The 16,230-nt window shown below is 55.6% G+C and carries 11 protein-coding genes; 5 read left to right on the plus strand and 6 right to left on the minus strand.

Going from position 1 to position 16,230, the window contains the following annotated elements; translation table 11 throughout:
- Positions 1 to 168 precede the first annotated feature (168 nt).
- Entirely contained in the window at positions 169 to 2,202 is a 2,034-nt protein-coding gene (locus DW091_RS14260) for a sensor domain-containing diguanylate cyclase (RefSeq protein ID WP_118518488.1), read from the plus strand.
- A gap of 193 nt (positions 2,203 to 2,395) precedes the next feature.
- A complete protein-coding gene (locus DW091_RS14265) occupies positions 2,396 to 4,288 on the plus strand; it encodes a sensor domain-containing diguanylate cyclase (protein WP_118518489.1) in 1,893 nt (630 codons plus the stop codon).
- Between the two features lie 68 nt (positions 4,289 to 4,356).
- Here the strand turns inward: DW091_RS14265 and DW091_RS14270 are convergent, their stop codons facing one another.
- Together DW091_RS14270 and argF are read right to left on the minus strand one after the other, a co-directional pair.
- Entirely contained in the window at positions 4,357 to 5,841 is a 1,485-nt protein-coding gene (locus tag DW091_RS14270) for a phosphomannomutase/phosphoglucomutase (protein WP_118518490.1), read from the minus strand.
- A 181-nt stretch (positions 5,842 to 6,022) separates the two neighbouring features.
- Positions 6,023 to 7,048, minus strand: coding sequence for an ornithine carbamoyltransferase (gene argF / locus DW091_RS14275; RefSeq protein WP_118518491.1), 1,026 nt, complete (start codon positions 7,046 to 7,048; stop codon positions 6,023 to 6,025).
- A 224-nt stretch (positions 7,049 to 7,272) separates the two neighbouring features.
- Between argF and DW091_RS14280 the strand changes: the two genes are divergently transcribed.
- Complete coding sequence (locus tag DW091_RS14280) at positions 7,273 to 7,689, plus strand: hypothetical protein (RefSeq protein ID WP_058695916.1); 417 nt, start codon at positions 7,273 to 7,275, stop codon at positions 7,687 to 7,689.
- A gap of 60 nt (positions 7,690 to 7,749) precedes the next feature.
- Here the strand turns inward: DW091_RS14280 and DW091_RS20360 are convergent, their stop codons facing one another.
- Complete coding sequence (locus DW091_RS20360) at positions 7,750 to 10,338, minus strand: hypothetical protein (RefSeq protein ID WP_187368474.1); 2,589 nt, start codon at positions 10,336 to 10,338, stop codon at positions 7,750 to 7,752.
- A 149-nt stretch (positions 10,339 to 10,487) separates the two neighbouring features.
- Positions 10,488 to 11,936, minus strand: a complete 1,449-nt coding sequence (locus tag DW091_RS14290; RefSeq protein WP_187368475.1) for an SH3 domain-containing protein — start codon at positions 11,934 to 11,936, stop codon at positions 10,488 to 10,490.
- Positions 11,937 to 12,174: 238 nt separating this feature from the next.
- Here DW091_RS14290 and DW091_RS14295 point away from each other — a divergent pair, with 238 nt between their 5' ends.
- The gene (locus DW091_RS14295; protein ID WP_118518492.1) at positions 12,175 to 12,726 is read left to right on the plus strand and encodes a Uma2 family endonuclease; all 552 of its coding nucleotides are present in this window, start codon (positions 12,175 to 12,177) and stop codon (positions 12,724 to 12,726) included.
- A 294-nt stretch (positions 12,727 to 13,020) separates the two neighbouring features.
- Here the strand turns inward: DW091_RS14295 and DW091_RS14300 are convergent, their stop codons facing one another.
- A complete protein-coding gene (locus tag DW091_RS14300; protein WP_074617407.1) occupies positions 13,021 to 14,256 on the minus strand; it encodes an arginine deiminase in 1,236 nt (411 codons plus the stop codon).
- A gap of 271 nt (positions 14,257 to 14,527) precedes the next feature.
- Positions 14,528 to 14,797, minus strand: coding sequence for a Veg family protein (locus DW091_RS14305; RefSeq protein ID WP_013378925.1), 270 nt, complete (start codon positions 14,795 to 14,797; stop codon positions 14,528 to 14,530).
- A 452-nt stretch (positions 14,798 to 15,249) separates the two neighbouring features.
- Here DW091_RS14305 and DW091_RS14310 point away from each other — a divergent pair, with 452 nt between their 5' ends.
- Positions 15,250 to 16,212 (plus strand): sugar-binding domain-containing protein, encoded by a 963-nt coding sequence (locus DW091_RS14310; RefSeq protein WP_118518493.1) that lies wholly within the window; start codon positions 15,250 to 15,252, stop codon positions 16,210 to 16,212.
- The last annotated feature ends 18 nt before the right edge of the window (positions 16,213 to 16,230 follow it).

Consider the following 16,230-nt stretch of genomic DNA (forward strand, 5'->3'; position numbering starts at 1 on the left):
ACCTCGCCAGGCCCTTAAACCTCCAGCTCATGCTGCAGGAGCCCGACAGGCTCCTGTCAATTTACCGATAACGTGTCAATTTTACTTTTTGCAGGTACCGTCTCTGTTGTTTTTAAAATGCAAAAATGATAAAATAGATAAAATAATCAATTTTAAGGAGAATTGCTCATGGAAGTACAAACCACCCAATCGTCATATACCTTTACAACCGAAACGCCTGAGCTTCTCTCTGACGGCATCGCCTGCTTTCAGGCAGACGACGCCCTGACCCTGCGCTACCTGAACCCCAGTCTCATGGATTTTCTGGGCCTGAGCGCCCTGCCAGTCTCCCTGGCGGCCTATATGGAGAAGGAAGATCTTAAAACTTTTAAAAAGTTTCTGAAGCGCCTGAAACCCGGCGAGACCGCCCGCGCCCGCCAGCGGCTGACAGACCGCAGCGGCACTCCTGTCTGGTTCTGCGCGTCCTGCCAGCAGGTCTCAAAGCCCGAGGACGCCCCTGCCCTTATCCTCTGCCAGTTTGCCGACCTCCGGTACCTGAAGCGCAGCCAGACCGAAAGCTACGCCGATAAGGTACCCTGCGGCGTCTTTAAGACGCTGGTGGACGACCGCCTGACCCTGCTGTACGCCAACGCCTTTTTCTATGAGACCTACGGCTACACCCGCGAAACGGCTGAGGCCGCGGGCTTTTCAAACTGCGAGCTCATCGTGCCGCCCGAGGATTTTAAGCGCGTGCACAGCGAGATTACAGGCCATATCGCCGCAGGGCAGCACGCCTTCGAGCTTGAAAACCGGGGCCGCACCATCGGGGGCGCGATTATCTGGGTGCTGGTCCGCTGCCAGTACGACCTGGCGGACAACACCCTGTTCGGCGCTGTGTTCGACATCACCGACCGCAAGGCCGCCGAAGAGGCCCTGCGCATCAGCGAGGAGGAAAACCGCATTGCCATGCGCCACTCCGATAAGTTTATTAGTCGCTACGACCTGCGGACCAGAACTCTGTCACGAACCAAGGAGGCTGCCAATCTGCTGGGACTGCCCCAAAGTACCAACAATGTCCCCGACGGCGCCATCGAGAGTGGCATTGTAGCACGGGAGAGCGCTACAGCTTACGCCAACTTTTTTAAAGACATGCTGGATGGCAAGCCCGAGGGCCACACCTCGGTCAGGATGTTCGCCCCAGAGCAGAACCGCTACGTCTGGTATATCGCGGATTACTCGCTGGTCTACAGCGCCGGCGGCGAGCCCATCACCGCCATCATCACCTACTCGGACAGCACTGAGCTGCACGAGCGCGAGATCGCCTATGAGCGCTGGTTCACCACCTACGAACAGCGCCGCAAGGACAGCATCGCCTACTACGAGTTCAATCTGTCCGCCGATGTGCTCGAGACTTTTGAGGGGCAGACCAAGGACAGCATCCCCGCGGACTGCCAGCAGACGCTGGACGCTCTCACCCACTACACCAGCGAGCACTTTGTCCTGCCCGAGGACCGGAAAAAATACCGGCGCTTTTTTAGCCGCAGCCACCTGCTGGAGCTGCACCGCCAGGGAACCAGTGATCTGAGCCTGGAGCACCGCCGCCTGCGCCCGTCCGGCGACGGTTTTTTCTGGGCCAGAGCCGACGTGCAGATGATCGACGACCCCTTTGTGGGCGCGGTGCGCTTTTTCGCCCTCATCCAGGATATTGACAGCAGCAAGCGGCGCTCCCTGGAGCTGCGCAAGCTCTCTCAGACCGACCCGCTCACCGGGCTCTATAACCGGGCTACCCTCATCAAGCGCCTTGGCCGCGTGCTGCGCCGGAGCACCTCGGCCCGCCACGCCCTCATCATTCTGGACATCGACCACTTCAAGGCCCTCAACGATACCTACGGCCACCAGTTTGGCGACAGGGTCCTCATCGAGGTGGCCGGCGCCCTGAGCGACTGCCTGCGCAGCAATGACTTCTCCGGCCGCCTGGGCGGCGACGAGTTCATAATCTTTATGCGCGGCCTGTCCGACACCGCCATTATCAGGGACCGCCTGAATGTGCTCAGAGAACGGCTCTGCCATCTGGGCCTGACCGAAGCCCCGCTCACCGTCAGCATCGGCGTCGCCCTTTTCCCCAGCCACGGCAGAAGCTTCCAGGAGCTTTACGATAAAGCCGACAGCGCCCTCTACCAGGCCAAGCGCCAGGGGCGCGACACCATGGTGTTCTATGAGTAAATGGAAAATTGAGAATGGAGAATTGAGAATTACAGGAGCAAAATGCCAACGCATTTTGAATGGGCCTGCGCCCATAATCTCAATCGTTTGAGCCAAAGGCGAAAACGCTCCGACATTCTCCATTTTCCATTTTCAATTCTCAATTCAAAGCCTGCTTTCCCCCTGCACTCGATTCAATAAAAAGGAAAAACCGATGAAAAAAGACGCTCTGCTTAAAACCAATCTCTTCATCTGTGTGATCATTGTTCTGGGGTTCGCAGTGGCCTCCTATGTCAGCTACCACTCCAACAACGGCATCTTTAAAAAGGACGTGGAGCACATCTCCGCCCTCACCTCAGAGGGCATCTATTACCAGATCGACGCCATTTTCACCAAGCCCATCAACATCTCCCTGACCATGGCCAACGACCACCTGCTCAAGGAATTTCTGAACGAGGAGGCCGCGCGGGGCGACGAGGATGACTTTGTCCAGACCATGCGGAACTACCTGTACGGCTACAAAGATAAATACGGCTACGACTCCGTCTTTCTGGTCTCCAGCCAGACCAGCCGCTACCACCACTTTAACGGCATCGACCGCACCCTGGCGCCCGGCAACCCCGAGAACGACTGGTACTATTCCTTCCTGAACGGCCGGGAGGACACCGGCCTCAACATCGACAACGACGAAGCCGCCCAGAACGAGGTAACGGTGTTCATCAACTGCAAGATCAAGGGCGACGACGGGTCTGTGCTGGGCGTGGTGGGCGTTGGCTTCAAGGTCGATTCCCTCCAGGGCATCTTTCGGGATTACGAAAACCAGTTCGGCATCAAGGCCTACCTCATCGACGCGGACGGCACCATCCAGATCTCCACCGACCAGACCGGCTTCGAGCCCTCCAGCCTTTTCGATATTGACGGCTGCGCGGTCTTTGAGGACAAGGCCTTTCCATCGCCCGAGGCTGAGAACGCCTTCTGGTACCGCCAGGACGGCCACGAGGGCTACGCGGTGGCCCGGTACGTGCCCAACCTTAAATGGTACCTCATGATCGACAACGACACCACCGTCTGGCGGAACCAGACCATTGTCCAGCTGAGCGTCGGCGTTTTGGTCATCGCCCTGGTCACCGCCACCGTCCTCTTTGTCATTACCCGGGTCATAAAACGCTACAACGCCCAGATCGTGGGCCTGACCCTGGAGCGTGAGAAGAAGCACAACGCCGTCTTTAAGGAAGAAACCGAAAAAATCTACGAGAACATCTACGAGATCGACATCACCCACAACCGCGCTGCCAGCGCGGCCACCCACCAGTATTTTGAGAGCCTTGGCGTGCCCGAGGACACCGCCGCCTACGACGACGCCCTTGCGATCATTGCCGAAAAGCAGATTAAGGAGGAGTACCGCGAGGGCTACCTGTCTACCTTCGGCCCCCGGCAGGTTCTCAGGGACTACGAGCTGGGCATCGAAAACCTGCGCTACGAGTTTATGATCACCAAGGACGGACAGCACTATTACTGGATGCGCATCACAGCGCGCATTTTCTTCTGGGAGGAGGACCAGTCTGTGCGCATGTTTGTGTACCGCCAGAACATCGACGAGGAAAAAAAGAGGGAGCAGTACATGTCAGAGAAGATGAAGCGGGATTCCCTCACCGGCCTCTACCACAAGGTGGGCACCCAGGAGCAGATCGACCGCGCCCTGGCCGCGCAGCCCGAAAAAACCTACGCTTTCTTTATTCTGGACATCGACGACTTCAAGGACGTCAACGATACCTGCGGCCACGCCATGGGCGACCTGGTCATCTCACGCTTCGCCTCTGTGCTCAAGGCCCAGTTCCGCGAGGACGACATTGTCGGCCGTATCGGCGGCGACGAGTTTGCCGCCTTTGTGCCGGTGCCCTCGCCCGAATGCGCCAGACAGAAGGCCGAAAGCCTGGTGGCCGCCCTGCACATAAGCTACAAAGGCGGCAGGCAGATCACCGCCAGCGTGGGCGCCTCCCTGGCGCCCCGGGACGGTCATGACTTCGCCGCCCTGTACCAAAAAGCCGACAGCGCCCTGTACGATGTCAAGGCCCAGGGAAAGGATGGGTTTAAGCTGTACGAGTAAAAACCTAAAAGGCGCAGTACTGCCTTCGACCATCTAAAAAAGGGCCTTTTGGCCCTTTTTCTATTTTGCTATTTCAGCTCCGGATAATCTTTCAGGAAAACGTCGATGGCGGCCTTGATCTTCTCACAGCCGCCTGCCTCGTCAGACTCGATGTTCAGCGGGATGATGGGATCGTGGAGGGACATGCGCATCAGGCACCAGCCGTTGCCGGCGTCCTTTTCGCAGTTGACGCGGATCCCCTCAAAGTTAGGCTCCACAATACTCCAGCCGGGCTGTTCCTCCGCGAATTTCCGGAAGCCGTCTAACACCTCCTGGCCGTAGGCCTTAAAGTCCTCAGCCCCGATCTTAAAACGGTATTCCTTCGCCTCAGCAGGCTCCTTGAGATCCTTTAAGAACACAGAGAGCGGCTTGCCGGCTTTGTGCAGCTGGGCGAACTTGATGAGCGCCATGGTGACCAGGTATGCGCCGTCGTCCAGGAAGTAGTTTTCCCGGATGGCACCGTGGCCGCTGGTTTCCATGGCCAGGTGGGTTTCCACGCCGTGTTCGTTCAGGCGGACCGCCTCGTTAATGACGTTCTTGTAACCGCGCTTAAAGCGGTGGTGATGTCCGCCGAGGCTCTCGATGTACTCGGTGAGTCCGGTGGAGGTCACAGAGTCGGTGACAATGGTGGTACCCGGGTATTTTTCCAGCAGCATGCTGGCAATAAAAGCGATGAAGCCGTTGCGGTTGATGGCGTCGCCCTTTTCGTCGATAACGGCAGAGCGGTCCACGTCGGTGTCAAAGATAATGCCCATATCCGCCTGGTTGTCGATGACGGCCCGGCGGATCGCGTCGATGGCGTCCTGATCCTCGGGATTGGGGATGTGGTTCGGGAAGTGGCCGTCCGGGTCCAGGAACTGGCTTCCCCGGGTATCGGCGCCCAGCGGGGCCAGCACACCCTCCGCAAAAAAGCCGCCCGCGCCGTTGCCCGCGTCCACGATAATGTGCGCGCCCTGAAGAGGGGTTTCCTCCCCGGTAGCCTCGCGGATCATGCGCACGATGTTGGCCGCGTACCTGGGAATAAAGGCGCAGTCCTCACGCTTGCCGCCGATTTTAAACTCGGTGACAATGGTTTCGGCCTGCTCGAGGATCTCGGCGATGTCCTCCTTGTTCAGGCCGCCGTCTTTGGTAAACAGCTTGATGCCGTTTCGGTTAAAGGGCAGGTGGCTGGCGGTGATCATGACCGCGCCGTCGCAGTCCATCTCCGGGTCCAGGGTGGTCATGAACATGGCCGGCGTGGTGGCGATACCGCAGTCGTACACATGGCCGCCGTCCGATACCAGGCCCAGGCAGACCGCCTGCGCCAGGTTCGGCCCGGTCAGGCGGCTGTCGCGGCCCACTGCCACGCTCAGGCTGTCCTTTCCGGTTTTCACCTTCAGCCACTTGCTGAAGGCGTAGGCAATCTTCATGGCCATGTCCTGGGTCAGGGTGATGTGCTCACCCTCAACCCCCTCCATGGCAACCCCGCGGATATCTGAGCCGTTCTGAAGCTTGGTGATGTTTTGTATTTCCATAGTTCCCTCCGGTTAAATATGATAAGAATCGTTCGCTTTATCCATCAGAGTGGATAATTAATAGTTGATAGTTGATAATTTAGGAACAAATCCGCAACGCGGATTTGATTCAATTCAAAATGCCTCTGGCATTTTGTTCAATAACTATCCACTACACACTGTCCACTATCAACTAGTCTGATCAGTCTACAATTGGTTTTCCGTTGGCGTCCACCTGGTTGGTGGCCAGGGTGGCGCACATGACAGCCTTGATGGTGTGCATGCGGTTTTCGGCTTCGTCAAAAACCTTGGAGGCCGGGCTTCTGAACACCTCGTCGGTGACCTCCTGCTCGGTCAGGCCAAAGCGCGCGTACACGTCCTGTGCCACATCGGTGTTAAGGTCGTGGAAGGACGGCAGGCAGTGGAGAAAGATCACATCCGGGTTGCCGGTGGCTTCCATCATTTCAGCGTTGACCTGATACGGTTTTAAGAGCTGGATGCGCTCGGCCATCTGGTCCTCCTCGCCCATGGAGACCCACACGTCGGTGTAGATGGCGTCCGCGCCCTTCACACCCGTCTTAATGTCGTCGGTCAGGGTGATGGTGCCGCCGGTTTCTTCACAGATAGCGCGCATTTCCTGAACCAGGCTTTCTTCCGGGAACAGCACCTCAGGCGCGACGGCCACAAAGTGCATGCCCAGCTTGGCGCAGCCAATCATCAGGGAGTTGCCCATATTGTTGCGGGCATCGCCCACATAGACCAGGCGGCGGCCCGCCAGCGCGCCGAAGTTCTCCCGCATGGTGAGCATATCGGCTAAAATCTGGGTGGGGTGGTAGGTGTCGGTCAGGCCGTTCCATACTGGCACGCCGGAGAACTCGGCCAGGGCTTCCACGGTTTCCTGCTTAAAGCCGCGGAACTCGATGCCGTCGTAAAAGCGGCCCAGCACTTTGGCGGTATCCTCGATGGATTCCTTTTTGCCCATCTGGCTGTTGGTCAGGAAGGTCACGCAGGCGCCCTCGTCAAAGCCGGCGACCTCGAAGGCGCAGCGGGTGCGGGTGGATGTTTTCTCGAACAGCAGCACGATGTTCTTGCCCGCCAGCAGCCGGCCCGGGCGTCCTTCTTTTTTCTTTTTCTTCAGTGCAGCGGCATAGTCAAGCATAAAGTTTATTTCTTCTGACGTAAAATCCTTTAATGTCAGGAAGCTACGGCCCTTTAAATCAATCCCCATGGGAATTCCTCCTCATTTTTCGTCATTATTTGACTTTATTTTACCCCAACCACCGCGTTTAAGCAATGCTTTATCGTTTGCAGGTGTGGAACCTCAGGCGTGTCCCCCCAAAATGCGGTAAAAACAGGACGTTATCGGTAAAAAGCTTGTCTGGATATTAATGGTGACTTATAATCAAATATAAGTGACCAAACACTTATACTATTTTATCAAGGGAGTAAACAATGAAAGGTAAAACTTATTTGAAGGTTACCGGTATCCTGATGCTGATCGGCGGTATCCTGGGGCTCGTATCCTATGGACTGCTCAGCCTGCTCATGGGCTATGCGGTGATCGACCAGGGCGCTGGCGGCGGCGGTATCTCTGTAACCATGATCGCAGTGATCTATATGATCGCCTCTATTATTCAGCTGATCGCGGGCGTAATGGGCATCCGCGGCTGCAACAAAGCGGACAAGGCGGACGGATGCTTTAAAATCGGTATTGTCGTCTTAATTATTTCCATCCTCGCCGCCATCGTGAACATGGCTGGCGCGGGCTTTGCCGCCTCCTCCGTTATCTACGCGCTTCTCGGTCTGGTCGTTCCAGGCTTATACATTTACGGCGCCAAGCTGAACAGGGATTCTCTGCCAATCGCTTAGGCTGTTTTCCGCCTGTATTAAAAAAACCGCTGTGGCTTACGCCACAGTGGTTTTTTATTGTCAGTTACGTTTTTTAAGGATCAGTACGGACCCGCCTGCCAGCGCCGCCAGCAGTACCAGTGACAGACCCGCGCCTGCGGGCGTCCCGGTCGAGGGATTGCCCGGGGTAGTACCAGTGGTGGTACTGGTGGTGGTGTCTTTGCCTGCGCCGCTCTGGGTCAGCGTGATTTTCACCAGCGCGCTGCTGCTCGCAATATGGGCTTTTTCCTGGCCGTCCCGGTTGTAGAACGCCCGCACATAATAGGTGCCTGCCGCGGGAGTCTGGGCGATGTTTTTGCCCTCTGCGTCGGTGTAGGCTTCAAAGCTCAGCAGGCCGCTGTACTGGTCAAGCTTGATAACCCGGCCATCCTTATCCCTGACGGTGGTGGCCTTGACCATGTCTTTGTCCAGGCTCTGGGTATCGGACACATCATAACTGCCCTTGAGGGCTGAAGCGTTGATCTCTGTGGTGGTGGGCATCATCAGGGTGTAGGTGTAGGAGACGCTGGTAAACTGAAGGTCCTGAGCCTGGTGGGCGTCATTCGGGGTGAAAGCGACACTCAGGATATAGGTTCCCGGCTCGGTGGGCGCCTGCTCTAACTGCTTGTCATCCTCTGTGCTGTAATACTCCAGACTGATCTCGCCCTTATCCCAGGCGATGTTCTGATAACCGTCCGGGTCGAGGTAGGTCACGAGGATGGCCCTGTCCTTTGCCAGCAGGGCCTGCAGAGCGTCGTTGGACTCGAAGTAATTGGCGTTCGAGTCCCAGCTCAGCCCGTCGATCCGGACACCGGTGGCCACCCCGCCAATGGTGAAGCCACCGCTGGTGATTTTGCCGGTGTAGATGCCGCTGGTATCCTCCACTGTAACCTGTGCGGTCTTACCGATATCCGCCTTGGTCAGCTTCAGGGTATCACCGTTGACGGTGGCGGTTGCGCCGTCTTTATCGGTGAGGGTCCAAGTGGTGTTAAGCTTCAGCAGCGCGGCATCGATGCCCTCCGCTGGCCTGAAGTCCGCGCGCACACTGCCCTGGGAGACGGAAATCTCAGATGGGAAGCTCACGAAATCGCCTTTCAGCTCAGCTCTTGTGATCATGAAGAAAGCTGCGCCTGAGCTGCCGCGGGTGAGGGTCTGGGTATCGCGGTTTTCCTCGCCGGCGTAGCTCACGTTGAGCGAGTAATCCCCCGGAATGGTCGGCGGCGCCTCAAGCACGTCCGAATAGTGGGTGTAGGTCGTGGTCAGCTTGTCGGCAGCCGGTGTAATCACCTTGCCCTTCTCGTCTGTCACCGTGATGGTAACCTTGCCGAGCCCGCCCTCGGCCTGCGGGTCTCTGCCAGTGTAAGGGTAATTATCATGCTCGACCCTGACCGACACAATAGTGTTTGTCACTCTGGCGGTTTCCAGTTTGCCGTTCTTAAGATAGGGCGCGTAGGTTTGAGCGTCCTTATTCTCCTCTAACTGGTAGCAAAAGCAGTTGGCCGTCTCCGCGCTCAGCGCACCCGATGCCGCCTCGGCCAGAACGGCCGGGTTGTTAAATACTAAAGGATAGGCCATATAAACCCTGCTGACCACGCTGCTGTCAAAATCCTCAGCGAGGATGATGGGTTTATTAAAGAGCATGATGCCCTTAACGTCTGTTTTACCGGACAGAGTGCTCTGGGCGTTATCATAATTTACAAGCGCCTGCACCGACGTGTCGCGGATCATCATATTTGGGCTAAGGTTCATAATTCCCGATGCCTGGCAGTGATCAAAGACAGCTGAAGCGCCGTCTTCATCCACAGTAACTATTCCGGAAAGCGTGCTGCCCCGGGCATTCAGGATGGCGGTGTTTCCAATATTAACGTTTCCTGAAAGCACGCTGTCCTGGATATTCAGGACGGCAGTGTTGGTAGCATTGATGATAAGACCATCCACTGTAACACCGGCCTGCAGGTTTAAAACGCTGTTATTCCAGACGTTGATTTTACACTCACTTTCAACGGGTGCTGTCAGGGTGATGCTATGGCCCGCGCCGTCAATGGTCAGCTGATTGTTATCAATCAATTTCAAAAACTGTGTGGTGCTTTCCAGGTCGGCACTCACCGTATAATCGCCGTCCGCCGTCAGGGTCACGTTGCCGTGCACCACAATGGTATCCTTCACCACAGCGTCCCCGGTCAGGGTAATGGTTGCGGTCTGGCCATCCTGTATGGCCGCGAAGGCTTCCTCAAGGGTACCGTAGGTGACGTCCGCGCCTGTCTGGCTGCTCTGGGCGCCAGTTGTCACGGTGCACACAGGTGTTCCTGCCGCAGGGGCCTCATCGGCCTTCTTTTCAGCCGCAGGGGCTTCCTCCTCCGCGGGCGTTTCAGCTGCCGGGGTTTCTGCCTCAGCGCCCCTGGCTAAAGCGTCCTCCACACGCTGCAGCAGGCCGCTGTCCGCGTCCGGCACAGCAAAATCGGCCGTTCGCGCGGCTGGTACCGCTTCTGTATTCTGGCTTTCTGCCACCTGCGCAGTGGCGGCCGCAGGGACTGTTTCCGCAAGGACCGGAACGCTTGAGCAGACCAACGCCGCCGGGATAACCACCGCTGACAAAACGCCTCTGAAACGCTCTCTGATTTTCTTTTTCATTTTTACCTCCCATGTCTTTCCCTTATCTAAGGAAAACTATGAATTCACTTCTATTTTAACATGTATCACAGGCGTAAAAATTCAAGAAAGCTTCAAGAATATTTGCCACTAAAAAAAGAGGACGGCTCCATACGTCCTCTTTAAAAGTGCTATTGTGCGTCGTCCACCTTTAAGGCGTGAAAGATGTTGGAAGTGTCCACGCTCTGGGACAGGTCCAGGGTCACGCTGACGCGGGCGCCAACCTGGTAATTCTGGCTGTTGACCTCCGCGTTCATGGTCTCAAAGGTAATCTCTGTGTTGTCGTCTGTGGTCAGGTCCAGGGTGTTCATGGAAGCGGACGCGATCACACCGGTAATGACTGACCGGTCGCCGGCGTTCAGCGCTGAATCGCTCACACTCAGCACCACCACTGTTTCATAAGCCTGAAGGTCGCCGGTATAGGTAACGGTGACCTCATTGCCCGTCAAAATGCCGTTGGCGTAATCGTGCTGCGCGTCGGTCACGTTCAGCGGGTAATCGGCGCCGTTGGCGAAAACAACGAGCTCTCCGTCCGCGTAGCCCACCACGTAACCGGTGAGGGTCTTGACCTCAGGTGCTGGTGTGGGTTCTGGCGTTGGCTCAGGTGTTGGGTCTGGAGCCGGGGCCGGGGTCGGTTCTGGCGTCGGCTCTGGCGTTGGGGCCGGGGTGGGATCGGGCGCTGGCGCAGGCGTCGGGGCCGGGGTCGGCTTTGGCGTTGGCTGCGCGCTTGGCTGGGCCGGCTGGCTCGGACTTGGCTGCGGCTTGGCCGGCGCGGGCTGGCTGGGGGCAGCGGGCTGGGTGGTGGTCAGATACTTGGAATAGACAAAGGCGTCTTTTCCGTTGTAGTTCACTCTGGACCAGCCATTATCACACACGCCTGTGCGGGTGATCTCATTGCCGGGTGCCAGGTCGCCCAGCACGTTGGAATCCGTAGTGTAGGACTCCCGCACATGTACGGTGTCTGTGGCCCATACCTTTTCGTCCGCGGCCTTGATTGCCACCTTGTCCGGCTCCTGTGCTTTCTTGATGTTCTCGTCATTGTCCACAATCTCGAGAACCTTGACGCCGGCGGCATCGTTTCCGCTCAGCTCGCCCACGTATTTTACCTGTACCCAGTTGCCGTTTTCAATGCCGTTCTTATAAACCTGCTTAGCTCCGGCGGTGGTAAAGGTATACTCTGATCCGTCCGGTTCTTTGAGCGTCAGCGAGTGCTGGGTCAGGTTCTGGACTGTTCCCACCATCGTCTGTTCTTTCGGCGCGGCGGAGCCGTTGTCCTTGATCTCGGTCACTGTGACGCCGCTGGTGTCCGTACCCTCGATGGCGCCGTCGTATAAAACGGTGATGCTGTCGCCGGACAGCATGTTTTTGCAGCTGACCGTCGCCTTTGAAAGGTCAAAGGTCAGCTCGCTTTTATCGCCCCTTGTCATCACCAGTACTCCGGACGAGTAGCTTTTGAGCACGCCGTCCACACTGCCTGTGCCCGCAGTCCCCTGCGGGGCGTTATCTGTTTTGGCGCAGGCCGTAAAGGATACCGCTAAAAGTACGCTTAATAAAATCCCAAGGATTTTTGTCTTTTTCACTTCTTTTTCTCCTTTTATGCGATCCTCCTTCCATACCTGACCCTATTATATAACAGAATTAAATTTACGGCTACCGCTTTGGGCCCGAAAAAAACCGCAGACCCTCATATCTGCGGTTTTTACTGATTTTTACAGTTTATTACGGTTAAGGGAAAGCCGTATCCCCTGGCATTCATTTGACCTGAGCCCCTCCCACGTGCTATGATTAAGCTAACAACACACGAAAGGAGTGTCCTTTATGCCGCTTTTAAAAGAAAACGAACATTTCCAAAAAGTTACCCTCGAGGAATTCGACGCGCTGCCCATGGATGAGCAGCATCTCTATGAACTCATTGACGATATGGTGCTGATGACGCCCCGTCCTAATACGCTTCATCAGGATATTCTCAGTGAAATGATTACGTACCTCCGCAATCATTTCAAAGGCAAAACCTGCCGCCCCTTTTCAGAGCTGGAGGTCCGTCTGAACAGAGACATCTTCGTGCCGGACATCAGTATCCTCTGCGACCCGGAAAAGTTTTCGGAGCAGCGCTATGAGGGCGCGCCGACCATCGCGGTAGAAATTCTGAGCTCCGGCTCCATGCGCACCGACCTCTTTGTAAAGCTCAACAAGTATCAGCTGGCAGGTGTGCAGGAATACTGGATTGTCAGCCCAAAGTCAAAAACCATTATTGTCCATACCTTCACAAAAGGTGCGGTCAACGAGTATACGCTTGAGGATACGCTGGCCTCCGGTATTTTTGAGGACCTTAAAATCCCGCTGCGCGATATTTTCCCAAAAGCGCCGTAAAACACAGCGCTTCAGACTGTCGACAAAAGTCGGTCATGAGCGGCAAAGAGAAAGCTTGAAGCCCTTTGGGTTGAAGGTTGAAAGTGGAAAGTTATGGAACGTTTTCGCTGACGCAAAAACGACTGGAACAGCGGCTGCAGGCCGCATTCAATCAAATCGGCCAAGGGCTGATTTGCTCCTGAACTTTCAACTTTCCACTATCCACTTTCAACTTCAAAAGCCTCTTCTTGACGCTTCATCGCTTCGTGTTAAAGTTTGTCGACACTCTAAAGCGCCGTAAAACACGGCGCTTTTTTATTTCACCGGGTCGCGGTTAAGGGGCATGGTCATACACCGCGGGCCCCCGCGGCCCCGCACCAGCTCGGAGGCCTCGATGCTGATCACGTCGATGCCGTTCTGGGCCAGCACCTCGTTGGAGCGCTCGTTGCGCCCGTAGGCCACGATCACCCCAGGCGCGATGGCCAGGGTATTGGTGCTGTCGTTCCACTGCTCTCTGGCCGCGGCCACCGGATTGCCGCCGCCGCTCTCAATGAGCTTTATGCTGGTGAGGTTCAGGGCGCGCCTCAGGGCGTCGTGCAGGCTGTCAATGCGCTCGTAGCGCAGGTGCCCCTTGCTGCCCCGGCGGATCATCACCGTTTCCACACGGTCCAGAATGCCGGGATACACCGTAAATTTGTCGTAATCCACCATGGTAAAGACGGTGTCCAGATGCATGAAAGCCCGGTCCTTTGGAATCTTGACGGCCAGCACGCCCTCGAGCTCCGGCTTGTCCTCAAACAGGCGTTTCGCCAGCTCCTCAACCCCCTGCACCTGGGTGCGCTCGCTGCAGCCCACAGCCACCACGGTGGGGCTCAGGATCAGGATATCGCCGCCCTCTACGGAGAAGAACTTATCATACTCATAGTAAGTTTTCCCGCCGCAGGAGGCAAACAGGGGATGATTTTTATAAATATAGTGCATATACAGGCTTTCCCGCTTGCGCACCTCGGTGGCCATGGCGCTGATGCTCATGCCGTCGCCGATGGTGACCGCCGGGTCGCGCATAAAGTACAGGTTGGGCAGCGGATTCATGTAAAAGGCGTAGGGCTCAGACTCGTTGATATAATCCGAGAGCACCCGCTCCCGCTCCACATGGTCCAGCTCCTTCTGGAGCACCCCGGCGATCAGCGATTCCGCCAGCTTGCAGTCCTCCATGGAAAGCAGGTATTCCTGCAAAAACCCATCGATGTAGTTCCCCGAGGAGGGGTTCTGGTCGATGACGTCGTGCACCAGGCTTTTTCGCACCTCTGCGTCGGCCAGAATATCGGTCAGCAGCTGCTCCACATAATACACATGGATACCGCGCCCGGTGAGCACCCTCGCGAAGGCGTCATGCTCCTCCTGCATGCGCCGCAGCCACGGGATATCCTCGAAAAGAACCTCCTTGAGGACGTTGGGCACAATGCGCTCAAGCTCCTTGCCCGGCCGGTGCAGAAGGACCGCGTTCAGCTTTCCGATCTCCGACTGTATACTCAGTAGCTTTTCTTCCATTCACTTATTCTCCAATCTTTATCTGGACAGCCAGCGCCATCCGGTATCCTGCCTGAAACGGCATATGGATCTATTATACCCCTTTTGGCTTAAAGTTAGAACAAATAAAACGGCGCCCTCGCAGATGGATGTCATAAAATTTAACATCCGCCTGCGAGGGCGCCGTCTGTAGGCTTTCAACTGCCAAAATTTGGCATCAAAAAAGAAGAATACGCGATTCTTCCCCTTCGTTTGAGCTTATGCGGGTTTAATCAGAATGTCAGTGGGATTCTTAGTAGCTGAAAGCGCCTTCGACTTCGTCTACTAACGCAATTTTAACGCTTTTTGTGAGGACATCGGAATATGAGAAGGATAATCTCTGAGTCGGTCGTTTATCTTCCTTTACGCTGACGGTAAAGATGCTTGGGTAAGTCCCTTCAATAACGCCTTCTTTTTGATAGAGCTTTTTCTTGCTCTTATGGGCTTCCAGTTTTACTCTTTTTCCACGATAGTTTTCAACCTCACGCTTGACGTCCATAATTGTCGCTTTTTGTTTCTGCATGAACTTCACCTCGTTTGTGGATTTACATCTTAGTCATTATAACACGATTCCTCCAAAAAGTAAAGTATAATTATAGCAGTCTTAATTATCATTGTCAATATGTAAATGCACTTTTTGTTTTCAAAATGTTTCTCGTTTACATTCGCATCTATATGTTGTGTAATGGTTTTACAAAATAACCGGATGTAGAAACCAGCCCAGCCCTAAACCCGTTTTTTAACACAAATGTTTTTATGCTTCTTTTTCACCTTATCTGTTAAAAGTCCGAACTGTTTTATCCCGCAAACCATATGACTATTTTTTTAATTTTTGAACAAAATTTCATTTTTGCCCCCATTTCGCTTGTAAAAACAAGTCTTTTAATCTATAATAGAGGTTAAAGGACACTTTTTGTTCATCGTCTAAGGATTAAACAGACGATCAATTTGAAAAACGCATTGGAGATAAGGACAATGAACACAGATCAGCGCTTATTACAGGCAATTGCCAAGCTATATTATGAAGAGGGGCGGACTCAGTCCGAAATCGCCACCCAGTTCAGCATTTCCCGTCCCAAGGTGTCGAGAAAGCTGGCGGAAGCGCGGGAACGCGGCATCGTCAAGATTTTCATCGACGACGCCATCGACGATATCAGCGAGATGGAGCAGCAGCTCTTAACCGCTTTTCACCTCAAGGGCGCCCGCGTGGCCTCTGTGCCCGAGGACGATGTGGAGCTGGCCATCCAGCTCACCGCCCGCCTGGGCGCGCAGTTTCTTCCAACCTTTCTGGACCCGGGCGACCATATTGGCGTGAACTGGGGCTGGACGCTCTTTGAGCTCTCAAAGGAATTTCCGGCCTTTTCCCTGCCGGACTGCTCCCTGGTCCAGCTCTCCGGGGCAGTCGACAATGCCAACTGCCGCAGCTTCGCCCACGAGATCATCAGCAACCTGTCACAGAAGCTGGGCGCCGAGAGCGCTTTCTGCCTGCCCTGCCCGGCGCTGGTGGAAAGCCCGATTATCCTCGATATCCTCCTGCACGACGCCAAGGTCCGCAGCCTGCTGGAACGGGTGGAGGACTGCAACAAGCTCTTTGTCAACATCGCGACCCCGGACGAGGATTCCTGCCTCTATCAGGCCGGATACCTGAATGATGACAACATCGCCCGGCTGAGAGACGTGGAGGCTGTTGGCAGTATCTGCAGCCGTTTCTTTGATAAAGACGGCAATATCTGTGATCCCGAGCTGGATAAGCGTACGGTCGGCGTCTCCCTGGACGCCATTAAAAACGCCGAGTGTGTGCTGGCCTGCATCGTCGGCCGCCAAAAGGCCAGGGCGGTTTACTATGCCCTGAAATCCGGCTGGATCGACGTGCTGGTCACCGACTCCCTGACCGCCGAGCGGGTCATTGACCTGGCGCGGCGCGAGGGCGTGCTGTAAATAAAAAAGAACGGCCTC

The organism is Eubacterium sp. AM05-23 (assembly GCF_003477535.1).
In the GTDB taxonomy this organism is placed as follows: Bacteria; Bacillota; Clostridia; order Eubacteriales; family Eubacteriaceae; genus Eubacterium; species Eubacterium maltosivorans.